The sequence below is a fragment of the Williamsia sp. 1135 genome (assembly GCF_002095395.1).
In the GTDB taxonomy this organism is placed as follows: domain Bacteria; phylum Actinomycetota; class Actinomycetes; order Mycobacteriales; family Mycobacteriaceae; genus Williamsia.
The window spans coordinates 120,177-139,699 of the sequence record NZ_MJEI01000104.1; the positions used below are offsets into that span (position 1 = coordinate 120,177).

13 protein-coding genes and 1 riboswitch are annotated in these 19,523 nt (G+C 66.6%); of the genes, 9 read left to right on the forward strand and 4 right to left on the reverse strand.

Annotated elements, in window-relative coordinates; all coding sequences use genetic code 11:
• Positions 1–64: 64 nt before the first annotated feature.
• From thiD to BFL43_RS22820, 3 genes are all read right to left on the reverse strand, one after another.
• Positions 65–907 carry a bifunctional hydroxymethylpyrimidine kinase/phosphomethylpyrimidine kinase gene (thiD, locus tag BFL43_RS22810; RefSeq protein WP_084895256.1) on the reverse strand — a complete coding sequence of 281 codons (843 nt, stop codon included), beginning with the start codon at positions 905–907 and terminating at the stop codon, positions 65–67.
• Between the two features lie 35 nt (positions 908–942).
• Positions 943–2,640, reverse strand: a complete 1,698-nt coding sequence (gene thiC / locus BFL43_RS22815) for a phosphomethylpyrimidine synthase ThiC (protein WP_084895046.1) — start codon at positions 2,638–2,640, stop codon at positions 943–945.
• A gap of 77 nt (positions 2,641–2,717) precedes the next feature.
• Positions 2,718–2,805: riboswitch (TPP riboswitch) on the reverse strand.
• A gap of 34 nt (positions 2,806–2,839) precedes the next feature.
• A complete protein-coding gene (locus BFL43_RS22820) occupies positions 2,840–4,462 on the reverse strand; it encodes an AMP-binding protein (protein WP_084895048.1) in 1,623 nt (540 codons plus the stop codon).
• A 206-nt stretch (positions 4,463–4,668) separates the two neighbouring features.
• Here BFL43_RS22820 and BFL43_RS22825 point away from each other — a divergent pair, with 206 nt between their 5' ends.
• From BFL43_RS22825 to BFL43_RS22850, 6 genes are read left to right on the forward strand one after another with little or no spacing between them, the layout of a single operon-like run.
• Entirely contained in the window at positions 4,669–6,027 is a 1,359-nt protein-coding gene (locus BFL43_RS22825; protein WP_084895050.1) for a salicylate synthase, read from the forward strand.
• Positions 6,028–6,035: 8 nt separating this feature from the next.
• Positions 6,036–7,025, forward strand: coding sequence for an ATP-binding cassette domain-containing protein (locus BFL43_RS22830; RefSeq protein ID WP_084895051.1), 990 nt, complete (start codon positions 6,036–6,038; stop codon positions 7,023–7,025).
• On the forward strand, positions 7,022–7,834 hold the full coding sequence (locus tag BFL43_RS22835) for an ABC transporter permease (RefSeq protein WP_084895053.1): 813 nt from the start codon (positions 7,022–7,024) through the stop codon (positions 7,832–7,834). Before BFL43_RS22830 ends, BFL43_RS22835 begins: the two co-directional genes overlap by 4 nt.
• Complete coding sequence (locus BFL43_RS22840) at positions 7,831–8,655, forward strand: ABC transporter permease (RefSeq protein ID WP_084895055.1); 825 nt, start codon at positions 7,831–7,833, stop codon at positions 8,653–8,655. Before BFL43_RS22835 ends, BFL43_RS22840 begins: the two co-directional genes overlap by 4 nt.
• A 16-nt stretch (positions 8,656–8,671) precedes the next feature.
• Complete coding sequence (locus BFL43_RS22845; protein ID WP_240498431.1) at positions 8,672–12,160, forward strand: amino acid adenylation domain-containing protein; 3,489 nt, start codon at positions 8,672–8,674, stop codon at positions 12,158–12,160.
• Positions 12,161–12,163: 3 nt separating this feature from the next.
• Positions 12,164–13,480, forward strand: coding sequence for a SidA/IucD/PvdA family monooxygenase (locus BFL43_RS22850; RefSeq protein ID WP_084895258.1), 1,317 nt, complete (start codon positions 12,164–12,166; stop codon positions 13,478–13,480).
• 17 nt (positions 13,481–13,497) lie between these two features.
• Here BFL43_RS22850 and BFL43_RS22855 read toward each other — a convergent pair whose 3' ends face one another.
• Positions 13,498–14,163 carry a GNAT family N-acetyltransferase gene (locus tag BFL43_RS22855; protein WP_084895059.1) on the reverse strand — a complete coding sequence of 222 codons (666 nt, stop codon included), beginning with the start codon at positions 14,161–14,163 and terminating at the stop codon, positions 13,498–13,500.
• A gap of 101 nt (positions 14,164–14,264) precedes the next feature.
• Here BFL43_RS22855 and BFL43_RS22860 point away from each other — a divergent pair, with 101 nt between their 5' ends.
• The 3 genes from BFL43_RS22860 to nbtC are packed head-to-tail and all read left to right on the forward strand — an operon-like array spanning position 14,265 to position 19,483.
• Complete coding sequence (locus BFL43_RS22860) at positions 14,265–15,035, forward strand: alpha/beta fold hydrolase (protein ID WP_084895061.1); 771 nt, start codon at positions 14,265–14,267, stop codon at positions 15,033–15,035.
• Between the two features lie 10 nt (positions 15,036–15,045).
• The gene (locus tag BFL43_RS22865) at positions 15,046–16,407 is read left to right on the forward strand and encodes a polyketide synthase (RefSeq protein WP_084895063.1); all 1,362 of its coding nucleotides are present in this window, start codon (positions 15,046–15,048) and stop codon (positions 16,405–16,407) included.
• Positions 16,400–19,483, forward strand: coding sequence for a nocobactin polyketide synthase NbtC (nbtC, locus tag BFL43_RS22870; RefSeq protein WP_084895065.1), 3,084 nt, complete (start codon positions 16,400–16,402; stop codon positions 19,481–19,483). Before BFL43_RS22865 ends, nbtC begins: the two co-directional genes overlap by 8 nt.
• Positions 19,484–19,523 lie beyond the last annotated feature (40 nt).

Genomic DNA, 19,523 nt, shown 5'->3' on the forward strand with positions numbered 1-19,523 from the left:
ACCCGTTCCGGGCTCACCCAGCAACTGCTACACCTGGGTGTTCTCGGAGCGGGTGGTCTTGTGTTCAGACCTCGAGCCGCCACAACGGGTTGACCGGGCCATGTCCTGCCCCGAGTGGGTAGGCCACAGACAATGATCTGGTGACCCAGGCCTTCGCGAACCGGACTGCATCGGGTACCGAGTAGTCGTGTGCCAACGCGCATGTGATGGCCGCGGCCAACGTGTCTCCCGCGCCGTGATCGTGCCCGGTGTCGATGCGGGGAGCGCTCAATTCGGTGAAATCGGTGCCGTCGAACAGCAGATCGGGACTACTGGTGCTATTTCGCAGATGCCCGCCCTTGACCAGGGCCCACTGCGTCCCGAGTGCGTGTAGTTCGCGGGCAGCGGCCTCCTGGGTCGCCCGGTCGATCACCTCGATCCCGGTGATCAGCCGGACCTCGTCGAGGTTCGGGGTGATGATCGTGGCGATGGGGATGAGGCGCGTCCTCAGGGAGTCCATGGCCTCGTCCGCCAGTAACTGATCGCCGTGCATCGATGCGCAGACCGGGTCGACGACCAGCGGGATCGTGCGGCCACCCCCGAGGCCGACCTCCGCTGCGGTGTCCACCACTGCATCGATGATCGCCCCGGATGCCAGCATCCCGGTCTTCGCTGCACCGATCCCGATGTCGGTGATGACGCTACGCATCTGCGCGGCCACCACCTCGGGTGGGATCGGATGGAAGCCGCTGACGCCCAGCGTGTTCTGTACGGTCACCGCCGCGACCGCGACCGTGGCGTGTACCCCGCAGAGCGCCATGGTCCGCAAGTCGGCGTTGATCCCGGCGCCGCCACCGGAGTCGGTCCCGGCGATGGTCATCACCCGCACCGGGGTCTGACCCAGGGGCACGCGTGGCAGCAACGGCACAGGCACCTCCGTGCGTCCGGCTCCGGCTTCGTCGCTCATGTCGCGGCGGCTGTATCGATTTCGGCAAGTGGCAGATACACCGTTGCTCCCTTGTCCTTGAACTCCTTCGACTTGGCCGCCATATCAGCGGCCAGCTTGCGGTCGATGTCGTCCTGGGTGACGAGGTTGTGCTCGCGTGCGTACTCACGGACATCAGCAGAGATCCGCATCGAACAGAACTTGGGTCCACACATCGAGCAGAAATGCGCCGTCTTCGCGGGCTCGGCGGGCATGGTCTCGTCGTGGTATTCCACCGCGGTGTCCGGATCGAGCGCCAGGTTGAACTGGTCGTTCCAGCGAAACTCGAAGCGCGCCCTCGACAGAGCGTCGTCGCGTTCCTGTGCCCTGGGATGCGCTTTGGCGAGATCAGCGGCATGCGCTGCGATCTTGTAGGTGATCACACCGACCTTGACGTCGTCGCGATTGGGCAGACCCAGGTGCTCCTTCGGCGTCACGTAACAGAGCATCGCGGTCCCGGCCTGGGCGATCATCGCTGCCCCGATCGCGGAGGTGATGTGGTCGTAGGCCGGCGCGATGTCGGTGGCCAGCGGCCCGAGTGTGTAGAAGGGCGCCTCTTCGCACAGCTCCTCTTCGAGCCGTACGTTCTCGACGATCTTGTGCATCGGGACGTGCCCCGGACCTTCGATCATCACCTGCACCCCAAAGGCTTTGGCCCGTTTCGTCAGCTCGCCGAGCGTGCGTAGTTCGGCGAATTGCGCTGCGTCGTTCGCGTCGGCGATGGAGCCAGGGCGCAGGCCGTCGCCGAGCGAGAAGGTGATGTCGTAGCGGGCGAAGATCTCGCACAGCTCGTCGAAGTGCGTGTAGAGAAACGACTCCTCGTGGTGTGCCAGACACCATGCTGCCATGATCGAACCGCCGCGGGAGACGATGCCGGTGACGCGGTTCGCGGCGAGCGGTACGTATCGCAGCAGCACCCCGGCATGCACGGTCATGTAGTCGACGCCCTGATCGGCCTGCTCGATCACGGTGTCGCGGTACATGTCCCAGGTGAGCTTCACCGGGTCGCCGCCGCACTTCTCGAGCGCCTGGTAGATCGGGACCGTGCCCACGGGCACCGGCGAGTTGCGCATGATCCATTCACGGGTTGCGTGGATGTCCTTGCCGGTGGACAGGTCCATGATGGTGTCGGCGCCCCATCGCGTCGCCCAGACCATCTTCTCGACCTCTTCGGCGATCGACGACGATACTGCCGAGTTGCCGATGTTGGCGTTGACCTTCACCGTGAACGCCTTGCCGATGATCATCGGCTCGGACTCCGGGTGGTGGTGGTTGACGGGGATGACCGCGCGGCCCGCCGCCACCTCCGACCGTACGAATTCGGGGGTCATCTGCTCGCGTGCGGCGATGTACCGCATCTCGTCCGTGATCAAACCTGCTTTGGCCCAGGTCAATTGAGTGCTGGCGCCGTCGATCGGGGCGAGGCGGTTCCAGTTGTCGCGGGTGCGCGGCAGGCCTGCTTCGAGGTCGAGATATGGGTCTGCGTCGGTGTACGGCCCGGACGTGTCGTAGAGGTCGAGGTGCTCACCGTTCGACAGGTGGACCCGGCGTCCCGGCACCCGCAGGTGGTCGATCTGCTGGTAGGTCTTCGAACTGCCCCGGATCGGTCCCGTGGTGATCGGGGTCGTCTCGGGTGTTGAAACGGGTCGAGCTCCGCTCCGCTTCGTCTCCGGCATTGAAACGGGTCGAGCTCCGCTCCGCTTCGTCTCCGGGGTAGTGGTGGGGACAGAATTCGATGCGTCGGCCATTGCTTCTCCCTACGCCGGCATTACCCGGTCAGGTTCATGCGGTCGACGGCCGCCTGCCGTCATCTCAGCCCTCGGTTCGCGAGAGCCCCCGTGCGTGTGTGGTTACCGAACGCAGCCTACGCCAGCGTCAGGTGAGTTGTGCCACGAGTGTGCGTTTGTCGATTTTTCCGACCGCGGTGACCGGTAGCGAACGCACCACCCGCAGCTGGTCGGGTTGCTTGAATGTCGCGAGCCCGCGGTCGGCCAGAAAGGCCCTGACCGCGGGTAGATCGGGTGCCGGGCCGTCGGTGACGATGGCCGCGCAGATCTTCTCCCCGAGGCCGGGATCGGGCAGCCCGACGACGGCGGCCTGCCGAATGTCCGGGTGGGCCAGCAGGTTTTCCTCGACATCGTCGGCGGCGACGTTCTCGCCGCCACGGACGATGGTGTCCTTGATGCGGCCGGTGACCATCAGGTGCCCGGAAGGCAACCGCCGCACCCGGTCCCCGCTGCGGTAATAACCGTCGCCGGTGAACGAGCGCGCGTTGTGCTCGTCGGCGCGGTAGTAGCCGCGAATCGTGTACGGGCCGCGGACCAGCAGCTCGCCTTCGGATCCGTCGGCCACGTCGACGCCGTTGTCGTCGACGATCCGCACATCGTCGAGATCGCTCATCGGCCTGCCCTGGGTGCGGGTGACGATCTCGTTGTCGTCGTCGGCCCGCGTGTAGCAGATGAGCCCTTCTGCCATGCCGAACACCTGCTGCACAGCGCCGCCGAACACGGCGTTGGCGGCGATCGCGTCCGGTTCGGCCAGCTTGGCCCCGCCGACCTGGAGTAGACGTAGTGACGAGATGTCCGCGGGCTCCCATTCGGTGGCAGCGGTCCAGACCTGGGCCAGCGCCGGCACGAGTGCGACGACGGTGACGTGATGCTTCTCGATGAGGTCGAACGTGTTGTCGGGAGACGGGTTGTCGGTGAAGACGGTGTGCCCACCCACCGACAGGACACCCAGCAGTCCCGGGCAGGCGAGAGGGAAGTTGTGGGCGGCGGGGAGGGCGACGAGGTAGGTGTCGCGTGAGGTCAACGCCGCGATCTCGGCGCTGCGCTGTGCGTTGAACCGGTAGTCGTTGTGGGTGCGGGCGATGAGTTTGGGTAGACCGGTGGTGCCACCGGAGACGAGAAACAGCGCGGGCGCATCGGGGTCGGGTGCGGGCACGTCCCGCAGAGACTCGGGGTCACCATCGGGCATCGGGGAGAACTCGGCGGGGTCACCCGTCACGAAGATGCTCTGCACCGCGGGCGCCCGGGTGACCAGGTCGCGCGCGAGGCCGCGGTAGTCGAAATCCTTGCTCGCGTCGTGGCAGATGTATCCGACCGCGCCGGCTGTGTGAGCGAGGTGGGCGATCTCGTTGATCCGGTGCGCCGGCAGAGTCATCACCGGGGCCATGCCGCCGCGGAGCAACCCGAACAGGTTGACCGCGAACTCCACCGAGTTCTGGTTCTGCAGGATGACGCGGTCACCTGGACGGAGTCCGGCGTCGAGGAATCCCGCGGCGCGGGCCTGCGCGGCCGCGACGAACTCTCGATACGTGAGGGTTCGGTCGGCATCGGAGACTGCATCCGCCAGTGGGCGAGCATCGGCCTGGTCCCACAGCACCCGCCACAACGGCAGGTCCAGCCACAGACCGAGGTCGCGGTAGCGGGCGGCGGCGGGACCGGGGTGATCGGCGAAACCGCTGGTGAGATCGCCGAAAGCGATGACGTCAGGCATGTGTTGATTCCTCGCTGGGGGCCTGCGGGGGTGTCCGGGACCGAGTGCGGCACCGGACCGGCGTTGCTTCATCACAATGACTTGGCGCCCCGCTTTGCTTAGGCTAACCTTCAAGCTGAACTTAGCCAAGCCTAAGTGTTGCATGGTCGCGTGATGCGGTGAGCAGAGGATGTCATGAGCAAAGCATGTGCCGCAGGAGTGCCGCGATGACGGCGATCGTCGACACAGAGAAGGGCGACCACACCCGTTCCGGCAGCGTCGGCACCGTGAACGCGGCGGAGGTCTGCGCTGCGTGGGCCGCAGCGGGCATCACGTCCGACCATGTGGTCTATGAGCGCGAGAACCGATGGGTCTTCGCCGGGGGCCACCGCGCCGAGCTCAGACTCACCACCGAGACGATCACCACCGTCGCCGGCGTTGGAGAGACCGTCGGTGAATGGACCGGGTCACCCGCGGCTGCGATCTCGAAGGCGTTGTCGGAGTTGCCGTTCCCGCATTGGCGGGTCTATGGCTGGGTGGGCTTCGATTTCTGTGCTCCGGGGCTGGGCGCCGGCCATCATCTCGCTGCGGACAGTGTCCTCGCCCACCTCATCGTGCCGGAGTTCGAGGCCTGGATCGACAGCGACGGAATACGCATCGAGGGTGCGGACGCGGCCACCGAGGCACGCCTGCGCGAGATCGCAGCGGACACCGATCGCACCGATCCTGTTGTGCCGCGCCCTCTCCCGGTCCACGACGACACCTCTGACTACCGCGCGCGGGTGGCGACCGCGGTCGCCGAGATCCACCGCGGCGTGTACGAGAAAGTGATCATCTCGCGTGCGGTAGAGGTCCCGTTCGACGTCGACGTCGCGGCCACCTACGCCGAAGGTCGCCGGAACAACAACCCGGCGAGGTCGTTCCTGTTGCGACTCGGTGGCCTCGAGGCCGCCGGGTTCAGCCCGGAGCTCGTCGGCGCCGTCGATGCTGCCGGGACCTTGGTCACCGAACCGCTGGCGGGTACCCGTGCGTTCGGCCGATCGGAGGAGATGGACCGCTCGGCACGTGCCGAGCTGATCTCCGACGCCAAAGAGATCGTCGAACACGCCGTGTCGGTGCGTACCTCGTTCGCAGAGGTCCAGTCCGTGGCCGTCCCCGGCACCACCGCGGTCACCGAATTCATGGTCGTTCGCGAACGCGGAAGCGTTCAGCACCTGGCTTCGACCGTCGAAGGCACCCTGGCTCCGCAGTTCGGACCCTGGGATGGACTCGAGGTGCTGTTCCCGGCGGTCACGGCTTCCGGTATCCCGAAAGCTGCTGCGGTCGATGCGATCTACCGCCTCGAGGCCACCCGCCGTGGGCTCTACTCGGGGGCGGTGCTGACCGCATCGTCGGAAGGCGAGCTCGAGGCCACCTTGGCCCTGCGCACCGTCTTCCGCGAGGACGGACGTTCGTGGATTCGGGCAGGGGCAGGGATCGTGGGGCAGTCGTCGCCGGACCGCGAGTTCGAAGAGACCTGCGAGAAACTCGGCAGTGTCGCGCCGTATCTCGTCGAGCTTGACAGTGACCCGAGAACTTCGAGATGAGGTGAACTGTGTCGGCAGTCGTCATTGACGAACTGGTCAAGGAATACGGGGAGATCCGTGCGCTCGACCAGGTGAGTTTTGCGGTTCCGGAAGGTGCCGTGCTCGGATTGCTGGGTCCGAACGGCAGTGGCAAGACCACCGCGCTGTCGATTCTGGCGACGCTCCAGCGACCGACGGGTGGCCGCGCGAGCGTCGGCGGATTCGACGTGGTCGGCGATCCCGCCCGGGTGCGGGAACTGATCTCGCTGACCGGGCAATACGCGTCACTGGACGAATCACTCACGGCCAGAGAGAACCTCACGATGTTCGGCCGGCTGACCGGGTTGAGCAGGCGTGGCGTCCGCGCGCGGATCGGCGAGGTGGCCCGCGACTTCGGTCTCGAGGAGTTCATCGATCGCCGGATCGGCACCCTCTCCGGAGGCATGCGGCGCCGGGTCGACATCGCCTGTGCCCTGGTGACCAGACCGCAGGTGCTGTTCCTGGACGAACCGACCACCGGGCTCGATCCCCGCAGCAGGCAGTCGGTCTGGGAGACGGTCTCCACCTTGCGTACCCAGGGCATCACGGTGCTGCTCACCACCCAGTATCTCGAGGAGGCCGACCGGCTCGCCGATCAGATCGTCATGCTCGATCACGGGCACGTCGTGGCCGAGGGCACCTCCGAAACCCTGAAAGCCCGCGCGGGCGGCGCCATCTGCGAGATCAATGTGCAGGAGCCGACCGATCTGAATCGCGCGCGAACGGCACTCGCGGGGTTCGTGCTGATCGAGAACGGCGACAGTACCGCCGCCACGCCGCACCCACGGCTGGGGGTGGCAGCACCGGATGGGATGGCCACCGTCGCCCACGTCATAGCTCGCCTCCAGGACCACTCGATCGAGGTGTTCGACATCGGCCTGCGTCGGCCCTCGCTCGACGAGGTGTTCTTCCGGCTGACCGGAATCGACCCCCAGCCCGTCGACAGCGCCACCGGCGACATCGGGTCGGCGGTGCCGTGAGCCTCGCCGCCCAGATCGACCGCGCGCAGGCGAGCGAAGAAGCGGTACGCACGAGCGTTCGCTTCGGGCCTGCGCTGCAGGTCCTTTCGGTTCGTTCGATCGGTTCGGCCTGGCGCGACGGTGATCTGATCTCCGGGGCACTCACCCCGGTCATCTTCTTCGTGTGCTTCTATGTTCCGCTGCACGGACAGTTCGATCGGGCCGGCATCGACTACGCGCAGTACCTGACGCCCGTGATCCTGCTGCAGACAGGGCTGTTCACCGCGATCATGGCTGCGCAGAACGCGGGCATCGACGCCGCAGCCGGGGTGCGCGATCGGCTCACGTCGTTGCCCATCTCTCGATCTGCACCCACCCTTGCCCGGATGTCGGTGGTGATCGTCATGTCGCTGATCTCGACGTCCGGCGGCCTCATCATCGGTTCTGTCTTCGGCTTCCGTTTCGATACGACGCCCTACGAGATCGCGGCGTTTGTGCTCCTGGTCATGGTCTTCGCCCTGGCGTTGAGCCTGCTCACCGACGCGCTCGGATCGGTGATCACCAACGCCGAGAGCGTCGGACAGGCCCTGATGATCCCGCAGCTGATCCTGGTGATGCTCTCCACCGGCATCGTGCCGGCGGCGGCCTTCCCGGAGTGGGTGCAACCGGTGGTCCGCAACTCGCCGGTCTCTCAGTTCGCCGACGCGCTGCGGGCACTGTCCACCGGATCGGACTTCGATGCCACCGCTCCGATCCTCTGGGCGATCGGCCTGCTGGTCGCCGGAGGCGCGGCCGCGGGCGTGGTCGGGCGCCGGGCGGCGGGTCGATGAGTCAGGCGCAGGCGGGCTCAGCCGCCGCCACCGCATCATCGGTCAGCCGGAGTCGTGTCGGTCTCGGCACCCAGAGCACGGTGCATGCGGTCGCGTTGCTGCGAGCCTGGTCTCGTGATCCCGCGGTCGTGGTGCAGGCCATCGTCTTCCCCGCATTCCTGCTCGTCATGTTCCAGCTCGTCCTCGGTGAGACAGTCACGGCGATGGGCGGCGGTGACAGCGTGTACGGCAACGTCGGGCTCGTCGCCCTTGTCGGCACGATGTTCGGCACCATCTCGACCGGCCTGAGTCTGACCGCCGAGCGCGAGAGCGGTCTGCTCGCGCGGCTGTGGACGTTGCCGGTGCCGCGGATCGGTTTCATCACCGGACGGCTGCTGGCGGAAACCGTCCGTACCGGGATCGGCACCATCGTGCTGTTCGTGGTGGCCATCCCCATGGGATTCCGGTTCGAACAGGGAATCGCCTACGGGGTGGAGGCCATCGGCGTCGCGATGCTGTGTTCGCTCGGCTGGGCCGTGCTGGTGATCGCACTCGCCACGATCTCCTCGGGCAAGCAGATCGTCACCCACCTCGGCGCGCTGTTCCTGTTGATGCTCTTCTTCAACAGCGGATTCGTTCCGGTCACCGAATATCCGGGTTGGCTGCAACCGATCGTCCGATACCAGCCGATGAGTCCGGCCATCGACACCATGTCCGGCCTCACCGAGGGCGGCGCCATCGCGGCGCCCCTGGCGTTGACGCTGTTGTGGGTCGCCGGTATGACCGCCGTGTTCGGGGGACTGGCAGTCAGGGGCTATCGCAGTGCCGCGGAGAACAGCTGAAATGAGGGATACCGTCGTGAGTGGACACCAGGCATCGGATGTACTGGGACTGAATCAGATTCGTGAGCAGGTCGCCGCGCAGCTCGACGTCGCGGTCGACGACGTCGAGGTGAACGCCGACCTGATCGGGCTGGGCCTGGACTCGATCCGAATGATGAAGATCGCCGGCTCCTGGCGCAAACGGGGCCATGACGTGAACTTCGCCCAGTTGGCCGCGGCTCCCACCGTCGCGGCCTGGGCCGAACTGATCGGGGTGGCAGCAGAGCCCACCGCCGCGGACATCGTTGCGCCCGTGGTCGATTCGGCACCGACCGAGGCTTTCGGGCTGGCACCGATGCAGCACGCCTACTGGATCGGGCGGTCGGACGGCCAGGATCTGGGTGGGGTCGCGGCCCATCTCTACGTGGAATTCGAGGGCTCTGGCGTCGATCCCGAGTTGCTGCGCGCAGCGGTCGGTGGTCTGACGGCGGCGCACCCGATGCTGCGTGCGCAGATCTTGCCCGATGGCACCCAGCGGATCCTGCCGGCTCCGGGACGTGAGGTGTTCTCCGTCGTCGACCTGCGCGATCTCTCCGGCGATGAGCTCGACCAGCGGCTCCGTTCGATCCGGGACACGAAATCACGTCAGGTACTGCCCATCTCGGACGGTCAGGTCGTCGACATCACGCTGTCGCTGCTGCCGCAGGACCGGACCCGGCTGCACGTGGACGTCGACATGATCGCAGGCGATGCGATGAGTTATCGCACGATGCTCGCCGACCTCGCCGCGATGTACCACGGAGCCCGGATCCCGGCGGTCGACTTCACCTACCGCGACTACCTGGCGTGGCGCAGTGCCAACCCTGACCCAGCTCGTGATCGCGACCGGGACTGGTGGGCCGAGCGCCTACCGGAACTACCTGCTGCACCGGCACTTCCGCTGGTGCCGCAGGCGCAGCGTACGGACGAAGAACACGTCGTCCGCCATCACCACTGGATCGACGCAGAGGCCAAGGCAGCGCTCGCAGCCGCCGCCCGAGAACGCGGTGTGACGATGGCGATGGCGCTTGCCTCCGTGTTCGCGGAGTCGATCGCCCGTTGGTCCAGCGCCCCGCGGTTCCTGTTGAACCTGCCACTGTTCCATCGCGAGCCGGCGCACCCCGATGTCGACCGCCTCGTCGGCGACTTCACCACGTCGGTGCTGCTCGACGTCGATGCCTCCGTCCCGACCACGATCGTCGATCGTGCGCGACAGATCCAGAAGACCATGCACGCCAACGGTTCCCATGCGTCGTACAGCGGCTTGGAGGTGCTCCGTGATCTCGGTAGGTTGCGGGGTGAACAGGTCCTCGCGCCGGTCGTCTACACCAGCGCCATCAATCTCGGGGAGCTCTTCGCCGGCGAGGTCATCTCCACCTTCGGCGAACCCGAGTGGATCGTGTCCCAGGGCCCCCAGGTGCTGCTCGACGCGCAGGTCACCGAACTGCGCGGCGGCTTGTTGCTGAACTGGGACGTCCGGGAGTCAGCCTTCTACCCCGGTGTGATCGACGCGATGTTCGCGCAATACCGAGGCGCGGTCGACCGGTTGACCATGTCGGGTGCCGCGTGGGAGGCCGACACCACCGGACACCTGCCGCTCGACCAGCGGGCGGTACGGGACAGCGTCAACGCCACCGACTTCCCGACCAGCGACGATGTTCTGCACGAAGGCTTCTTCCGGTGGGCGCAGGCAACCCCGGACGCGCCTGCGATCCGTTTCGGTGCCGACGGGCTGTTGACCTATCGCGAGGTGTGCGCACGAGCCCTGGCGGTGGCGGGGGCGTTGCACGACGCAGGGGTACGGCAGGGACAGGCCGTCGCCGTCCAGCTACCCAAAGGTCCCGACCAGATCATCGCGACCCTCGGGATCCTGGCCGCCGGCGCCACGTACGTCCCGGTCGGACACGACCAGCCTGCCGCCCGGCGCGCGCACATTCTCACCGCCGGTGACGTCGTGGCCTGGCTCGGTGTGGACGCGACGTCGGGGCAGCAACCGGAGGCGATGGTGTCGCTGTCGTATACGGATGCCGCCGATCTTCGGAATCCGCTCGCGCAGGCGGTGATCCCGGACCCGGAGGCGCCGGCCTACGTCCTGTTCACCTCCGGTTCCACCGGGGTCCCGAAAGGCGTGCAGGTACCGCATCGCGCGGTGATGAACACCATCGAGGACCTGCATCATCGTTTCGGGGTCACGGCCGCCGACAGTGCACTGCTCGTGTCGAACCTCGAGTTCGACCTGTCGATCTACGACATCTTCGGGCTGTGGGGTGTCGGAGGCGCGGTGGTCACCCTCACCGATACCGAACGTGCCAACCCGGACACCTGGGTCGACTTGATCGATCGGTACGCGATCACCCTGCTCGCCTGCGTCCCGAGCCTGCTCGACATGTTGCTCAACGCGACCCCGGCAGGCAGTACCGCCCTGACGTCGGTGCGAGCGGTGTTCCTCGGTGGGGACTGGGTGGGGGTGGACCTGCCCAGGCGTATGGCCGCCCTCTCCCCGGGCGTCCGGGTCGCCGGACTCGGTGGCACAACCGAAACCGCCATCCACGCCACGATCTGTGAAACCGTCGATCCGCCCGCCCACTGGGCGGCCGTGCCCTACGGGGTGCCGCTGCACAACATCCAGTGCAGGGTCGTCGACGCGGCGGGCAACGATTGTCCGGACTGGGTCGCCGGGGAACTGTGGATCGGTGGCGCCGGTGTCGCCCTCGGCTACCGGAACGATCCCGAACGGACGGCCGACCGGTTCGTCCGGAAATCCGGACAGAACTGGTATCGCACTGGCGATCTGGCCAGGTACTGGCCAGACGGTTGCCTCGAGTTCCTCGGCCGCGCAGACCATCAGGTCAAGATCCGCGGGTACCGCGTCGAACTCGGTGAGGTCGAGGGTGCCCTGCGGCTGTTGCCAGGGGTGCATCGCGCGGTCGCGTCGGTGATCACGTCGGCCGCACCGAAACTGGTCGCCGCGGTCTCGCCCGAGCCGGGTGTCGAACTCGATCACGACGAGATTCTCGAAGGTCTGCGGGAGTTGCTGCCCGGCTACATGATCCCCGGGCAGGTGCTGATCATCGAGGTCTTCCCGATCACGAGCAACGGCAAACTCGACCGGCGTGCGGTCCAGACACTGCTCGAGTCCGGTGAGGACGAGAACGCCTTCGAAGCGCCCCGAACGGCTCTCGAACGGGCGCTCGCGCAGATCGTCGGCGAGCTGCTGGACGTCGATGTGGTGGGACGAGCCGACGACTTCTTCTCTCTCGGCGGCGATTCGGTACTGGCGACCACCTTGATCGCCCGCATCCGGGAGTGGCTGGACGCGCCGAGGGCCGGGGTCGCCGACGTGTTCTCCGGACGGACCATCGCCGCGATCGCCGATCGCCTGATGGTGTCGGACAACTCGGGGGATCGACTCGAACGGGTCGCGGAGATGTACCTCGATGTCCTCACGCTCGATGATGATGACCTCTCGCAATTGGTTCCGGAGTAGATGATGACCGAAGACTCGACGACCCGGAACGCGGTGGAAACGCTGCTCGTTGTCGGTGCCGGCCCCAAAGCGCTGGCAGTCGCGGCGAAGGCCGCGGTGATGCGGGGCCTGGGCCTGCCGGCACCACGGGTCATCGCCGTCGATTCCCATGCGGTCGGCGGCAACTGGGAGGCGGGCGGTGGTTGGACGGATGGGCGGCACCGCCTCGGCACCAGTCCCGAGAAAGACATCGGGTTTCCCTACCGCTCCAATATCGCGCCCGGCCACAATCACGAGATCAACGCCGCCATGATGGCGTACAGCTGGTCGTCTTTCCTGGTGGACCGAGGTACCTACGCGGAGTGGATCGACCGCGGCAGACCCAACCCTCCTCACCACAACTGGGCGAAGTATCTCCAGTGGGTCGCCCAGAAGATCGACCTCGAATTGGTGGTGGGCACGGTGACGTCCGTGTCCTCGGACGGTGCGGGTTGGACCGTGCAGGTGTCATCGGCGGATGGCACGTCACGCACCCTGCAGGCCGACGGACTGATGATGTCGGGCCCCGGCCGCAGTGACCGGGCACTGGCCTCCCACCCGAAGGTCCTGAGCATCGCCGAGTTCTGGAACCTGGCCGGACGCAGAGAGATCCCGCCGTCATCGCGGGCTGCGGTCATCGGCGGCGGCGAGACGGCAGGGTCTGCACTCGACGAGCTCATCCGTCATGACGCGATGACGATCTCCGTGATCTCGCCGACGGCGACGATCTACACCCGTGGCGAGAGCTTCTTCGAGAACGCTCTGTTCAGCGATCCGTCGAAGTGGGCCGCGCTGAGCACCGTCGAACGCCGCGACGTCATCCGGCGAACGGATCGCGGGGTGTTCTCCGTCCGGGTCCAGGAGACCCTGATCGGCGACGCCCGGGTGCATCATCTGCAGGGCCGGGTTGTTCGGGTGGCTGACCAGAACGGGTCGGTCGCCCTGACCCTGCACAACGAACTGCGTGCCGCACAGGCACACACCTTCGACCTCGTGGTCGACGCGACGGGTGGTCAGCCCCTGTGGTTCATGGAACTGTTCGACTCGGCCACAACAGATCTGCTCGAATTGGCGATCGGCTGGCCGCTGGACTCCGAACGTCTCGAGCTGTCGATCGGCTACGACTTGGCGGTGACCGGTCTGGAACCCAAGCTGTATCTGCCCAACCTCGCCGGGTTCGCCCAAGGGCCCGGATTCCCGAACCTGAGCTGCCTCGGCGAACTCTCCAACCGCGTGTTGCGGTCGGACGACGCAAAAGCCAAGGACGCCAGGCGTTCACAGGCCCGATCGGGGCGCCGGTGAACGACAGTGGCCTCGTGTCAGGAACGCCTCATGGTGTGCAGCGCGATACGACGGCCGGGCCGTACGTCGAACTCCCCGAGTTCTGTGTAACCCCGCTTCTGCAGGGCCCGCCGCATCCGGGTGTTGCGGTGGTCGGGGTCGACGATGATGGTGTCGCAGCGGCCGTCGGCCGCGAAGATGGCGTCGGCGAGCTGCGCCATCCAGGCCGAGATGACGCCACGATCGAGGAATTCTGTTGGCCCGGTGGCGATGTGAAATCCCATGTCGCACGGAGCGGCGTCGTACACCCCGGCGTTCTCGTCTCGGGCGGCACGGTACAGCTCCACGTAGGCGACCTCGGTGAACCCGGTGGAACTGTCGGCAGTCAGGTCTCCTGCGGCCGCCGTCGCGTCGAACCCGTCGAGCTGCGAGACGTCGACACCGAGGATGCACGGTCGCGAGTAATCTCCCGCCAACCGGGCCGCGGAGTCGGCACGCCACTCCTCGCGCGTCCACGGCTGCTCCCACGATTCGACCAGGTGCGGCAACGACATCCACGTCGCGATGGTGTCGGGATCCGCGCTGTCCGGATCGACCAGCCGCAGGGAATACGGAGTGGTGAACGTCGGGACCACCGGGGGGCCTGCCGCCAGGACGTCGTCACCGACATCGACGATTTCACGTTTGAGGACGTGCGATGTCATGTCGGGGGTGCTCCGTTCACGTGCCAGCGGTCAATGAAGGAAAGCCTACGTCAAGGCCTCGCGGCCTCCGCACTACCGCCGAATATGAGGAGCACCACCCAATGTCACGTGATCTCGGATGGATCAGGCAATTCCACAAACCGGTCTCGGCCGACAATCCGCCGCTGCTGATCTTCCCGCATGCGGGAAGCGGCGCGTCGACCTACCGGGCGTTCTCCAAGCAGCTCAGCGCGATCTTCGACGTGGCGGTGATCCAATATCCCGGTCGCCAGGACCGCGTCCGCGAGACACCGGCGCAGACCCTGCCTGAACTAGCCCGCGGGGCGTTCGACGAGTTCGTGTCGTCCCGCTGGAACCGGCAGGTCCCGATCACGGTCTTCGGCCACAGCATGGGTGCGATCGTCGCGTTCGAGTTCGTCCGGCTCGCCGAGGCCACCGGTATCGAGGTCCGGCTGCTCGGGGTCTCGGCTGCGGTGGCGCCGTCGCAGGTCGAGAATCTTCCCCCACACCCCCGGGAAGACCAGGAGTTGCTCGCCCATCTCTCGGCGCTGAACGGCACCGGCGGTGACGTGCTGGCCAGTGCCGATCTGATGAGGATGGCGCTGCCGGTGATGAAGATGGACTACCGTGCGTTCGATGCGTACTCCTGCGCGGCCGACGTCACCGTTGCCGCCGAGATCCAGGCGCTGGGCGGGGCCGAGGATCCCTTCATCAAACCCCGCGAACTGTACGGCTGGTCCACGCACACCACGGGGGAGAGCGGGGTGAGCGTCTTCGACGGCGGCCATTTCTATCTGGACGACAACCGCGATCCGATCGCCGAACTCCTGGCGCCCCAGCCGTCGGTGTCCCAGACCTCTATGTACCGATAGGAAGCGCGACATGACCGATGACAGAAGCGATCCCATCGTCATCTCCGGGATGGCCGTTGAGGCGCCCGGTGGTATCGACGACCTCGGGTCGTTCTGGGATGCCCTGCGCGGCGGGCACGAGCTGATCGGTGCGTTTCCGCGCAACCGGGACTGGGACATCGAAGAGGTGCTGGCCCTCGATCGCATCGACGGCTGGGCGCCTGTCGCCGATGCCGGGGGATTCCTGGCCGCCGCAACCGAATTCGATCCGCTGTTCTTCGGTATCAGCCCGCGGGAGGCGGTGGCCATGGATCCGCAGCAGCGGGTGGCGCTGCGGGTCGCCTGGCGTGCCCTCGAGCACGCGGGCATCAACCCCGGTGCACTCGACGGTGAAGAGGTCGGGTGCTACATGGGGGTCTCGATCAGCGAGTACGGCCCGCGCGCCGCAGCGGTCAACGAGTTCAGCGGACACCGCATCGCCGGCACCGCGCTCGGCGCCGCGAGCGGCCGGATCTCACACAGCCTCGGCCTCATCGGCCCCTCCGTCAGCGTGGACACCGCGTGTGCGTCGTCGCTCACGGCCCTGCACCTGGCCGCGGGCGCGGTCCGCGGTGATGAATGCGATTGGGCGATGGCCGGCGGCGTCTGCGTGATGGGTTCCCCGGCAGCCTTTTACGAGTTCTCCAAGAACAACGGGCTCGCCGCCGACGGGCACTGCCGTTCCTACGCCGCGAATGCCACCGGCACGCTGTGGGGCGAAGGCGCCGGTGTCGTCATCGTCGAGCGAGAATCCCGCGCTCGGGCCATGGGGCACCGGGTGTACGGCAGGGTCGAGGCGACCCGCATCAACCACAACGGCAAAGGCATGCCCATCGTGGTGCCCAGTGCCTCCGCGCAAGAGAAGCTGATCCGAAAGACGTTGCTGGCAGCACATATCGACCCCGCCGAGGTCGGTCTGATCGAAGGACACGGGACCGGCACCCCGCTCGGTGATCCGATGGAACTGACCGCCCTGCAGAACACCTACGGCAAGTCCGGCGCGTCCGAGGTGAAGCTCGGATCGGTCAAGTCGAACGCCGGGCACGCCCAGGCGGCATCCGGCATGTTGGGCCTGATCAAGGTGCTGCTGTGCGGCGACCACGGTCAGACGGCACCGAGTCTGTTCGCCGAAGATCCCACGGACAAGGTCGACTGGGACGCTTCGGCCCTGCGTCTGGCCGATGGTCTCGATCACTGGGAACCCACCAACGGCGTTCGATACGGTGCCATCTCTTCCTTCGGGGTGTCCGGCACCAATGCCCACGCGATCATCGGAATGCCTGTGCCGGTTGACGTCGGTCCACAGAATCCGGCCCATCATGCGAACACTGCCGTGGAGGTTTCACATGCCTAGCTATCAGTTGCCCGACGGCCGCGTCCCGGTGATCGTGTCCTCTGATTCGGCGGAGCTGCTGCGGACCGAGGCCGCGGCCCTGGCCGACTACCTGCACAGGCACCCGGAGGTGACGGTCGGGGACGTGGCCTCGATGCTGATGCGCACCAGGGTTGTCCGGCGACACCGGGCGATGGTCCTGGCCACCGACACCGCGCAGCTGACCGAAGCACTCGAAGCCCTGGCCGAGGATGTGGACCACGCGGACGTGATCGTCGGACGAGGCGCAGCGACCAAGCGCACCACCGGATTCATCTTCCCGGGCCAGGGCAGCCAGCGACCGGGTATGGGCAGGCTGTTCTACGATCTCTCGCCGGTGTTCCGCGAGTCCGTGCACAACAGCAATGCGCTCTTCCTGGAGCTGTACGACATCTCTCCACTGGACTATCTGCTCGGAGAGGAATCCGACGAGCGGGAGGACATCCGGATCGTCCAGCCGGCGTTGCTGATGCAGATGGTCGCGCTCGCGGAGATGTGGCGATCAGCAGGAGTCGAACCGGCGAGCACGGTCGGGCACAGCCAGGGCGAGATCGCCGCGGCGTACATCTCCGGGGCGATGTCGTTGGCAGACGCCATCCACGTCGTGACCAGCCGGGCGAACCTGGTTGTCGAGTTCTCGCCGACCGGCTATTCGATGGCAGTCGTCGCCATCGACCGCGACGAATGCGAGGCGATGCTCGCGGCGAATTCGGGGTGGGCTGAACTCTCCGTCGTGAATTCTCCCCATATCCTGTGTATCTCGGGTGACCGCGGCACGGTCATCGAGATGGTCGAAGCCCTGACAGCGGAGGGCAAGTTCGCCAAGGAGATCCGAGTCGATTATCCCGCACACACATCGATAGTGGCGAAGTTCCGCACGAAGCTCGGCGAGACGATCGGTGACAAGCTCGAGAACCAGGTGTTCCTCGAGACGGACATCGGTTGTCTCGGTGGCACGCTCGGGAAGCAGGTCGTGACCGATTACCTGCTCTCGGACTACTGGTTCTGGAATCTGCGCAATCCGGTCCGATTCGATCTCGCGGTCGGGGCTGCCATCACCGGTGGCGCGGACACCTTCATCGAGGTCGCCGAACACCCGACCCTGATGCTGGCCATCGGCGAGAACATCAGCGTCACCGCACCTGATGCGACGATTCCGGTCATCGGCACCTCGCGCCGTAGCTCAGTCGACCTCTCCGAGTTCACGAAGAACCTCGCCACGGTCGCCGTCAATGACACCGGATACCGCTGGGAAGCACTGGCTGTCGCTGATGACGGGGCGGCGCCGCCGATGCCCCTGCGGGATTTTCCGGCGGTGCAGATGAAGGCGACGTCGCTGTGGGCCTCTCACCTCGCTCCCGGCGAGAAGCCCCGTGGTGCGGCGATGCCGTCCGCGGGTGCGCCTGAGTACCCGCGTCGGGTCGTCGAGACCTGGACGCGACTGCAGCGACGCAAGCTGGGTCCACCGCGATCGTTGCTCATCGTCGAACACGGCAGTGGAAGTGACGATTTCGCTGCGGAGCTGGTGGCCACGGCCGCCGACCACGGCGCAACCGCCACCGTGTACGAGCCGGGTGTTGTCGAGGGAACGTTCGATTCGGTGGTTGTCGTGCTACCGGCGCTGCCGAGCGTCGACCTGACGACCGCGGTGGCCGGACTGGCACAGCTCTTCGGAGACCCGCAGTGGCTGCCCGACGTCGCGAGAAGTGCTGCCGAGTGCTGGCTGGTCACGGTCAATGGCGAGTCCGTCCTGCCCGACGACGAGCTCCCGCAGCTGTTCGGCGCAGGCGCAGCGGCGGGGTTCCGCTGTCTTTCCGCCGAATTCCCGACCACGGTGTTCCGGCACCTGGATCTTCCGGCGGACGCGCCCGCGGGAACAGTTGTCGGTGCGCTGCACACGGCAGGTGAATCGGACCTCGCGCTGCGTGGGGGCAAGATCTACGCCAAACGACTGGTCTACGCGGAACCCGATGCCTCCGGCGCTGACTCACTTTCCGCGAGTGAGGATCTGAATCACGTCGTGATCGTCGGCGGCACCGGTAAACTCGGACTCGAATTCTGCGAGTATTACGCACGCGCCGGTGCCGAGCGGATCACGCTACTGAGCCGCACCGGCGCCGCCGCGGACATCGAACCGCGACTGCGGGCGATCCGGGCGCTCGGAGATGCCGAGATCGTCGTCGCCTCCTGCGACGTCGGTGAAGAGTCGTCCGTGCTCCAGTTCGCTGCCGCGCACGAGAACGTACCGGCGGGGGTGCTCGTCCATGCCGCTGTCAACTACGTCGATGCAGGACTGGACGACATCACACCGGAGATGGTCACCGAGGCCGCCTCCTCGAAGGTGCTGGGCGTGGCCAACGTGCTGCGATCGTTCCCGCTCACTCCTGACTGCCGGGTGCTGCTGTGTTCGTCGATCGCGGCGTCACTGGGCGGTCGGGGACAAATCCTGTACGCGGTCACCAATCGACTTCTCGATGTCCTGGCCCGCACGCTGCGGGTCCAGGGGATCGACGCCTACGCGCTGCAGTGGGGACTGTGGAGTGTGCAAGGACCGCTCGATCAGGCGGCCGTCGACAGGGTCGAGGGCGCGGGCGTCGTCCCGATGAGGCCGGCAGATGCGCTTGCGGTCGCCTTCGAGGGGGGGCAGCGTGACTCGATCATCGCCGCGGCGGATTGGGCGCAGTTGCATGCCCTGGTATCTGTGTTCGGGCATGGGTCGTTGATCGAGGGGCTCGTCCCGGAACCGCCGGCGGTGATAACCCCGACCCCGGTCGTCGCAACCGCTCCAAGTGCTCCGGCCACCGAATTGCCCGCACTCTCGTTCTCGGAACTCGTTGTCGCCGAACTGAACCGGGTGATGGCCATCGACGGAGGCGACATCGACCGGTCGACGCCGCTGGTGGCGCTCGGACTCGACTCGCTGCAGGCCCTCGACTTCCGGAAACGGGTCAAGGCAGAACTGAACCGGGACCTTCCGATCGAGGCGATCCTCGGTGGGGCGTCGTTGGACGATGTCGTGGCGTTGATGGACGAACAGTCCCGGAGCCGGGTCGGCTGACTGTGCGCCAGTACACCTCAGCGCTGGTAAGGACAGGCTT

Excerpts from the sequence above, each read along its gene's own strand:
- thiC (WP_084895046.1), bottom strand. The coding sequence starts at position 2,640 with ATGCCGGAGACGAAGCGGAGCGGAGCTCGACCCGTTTCAACACCCGAG.
- BFL43_RS22820 (WP_084895048.1), bottom strand. The coding sequence starts at position 4,462 with ATGCCTGACGTCATCGCTTTCGGCGATCTCACCAGCGGTTTCGCCGAT.
- BFL43_RS22825 (WP_084895050.1), top strand. The coding sequence starts at position 4,669 with ATGACGGCGATCGTCGACACAGAGAAGGGCGACCACACCCGTTCCGGC.
- BFL43_RS22840 (WP_084895055.1), top strand. The coding sequence starts at position 7,831 with ATGAGTCAGGCGCAGGCGGGCTCAGCCGCCGCCACCGCATCATCGGTC.
- BFL43_RS22850 (WP_084895258.1), top strand. The coding sequence starts at position 12,164 with ATGACCGAAGACTCGACGACCCGGAACGCGGTGGAAACGCTGCTCGTT.
- BFL43_RS22855 (WP_084895059.1), bottom strand. The coding sequence starts at position 14,163 with ATGACATCGCACGTCCTCAAACGTGAAATCGTCGATGTCGGTGACGAC.
- BFL43_RS22860 (WP_084895061.1), top strand. The coding sequence starts at position 14,265 with ATGTCACGTGATCTCGGATGGATCAGGCAATTCCACAAACCGGTCTCG.
- BFL43_RS22865 (WP_084895063.1), top strand. The coding sequence starts at position 15,046 with ATGACCGATGACAGAAGCGATCCCATCGTCATCTCCGGGATGGCCGTT.
- nbtC (WP_084895065.1), top strand. The coding sequence starts at position 16,400 with ATGCCTAGCTATCAGTTGCCCGACGGCCGCGTCCCGGTGATCGTGTCC.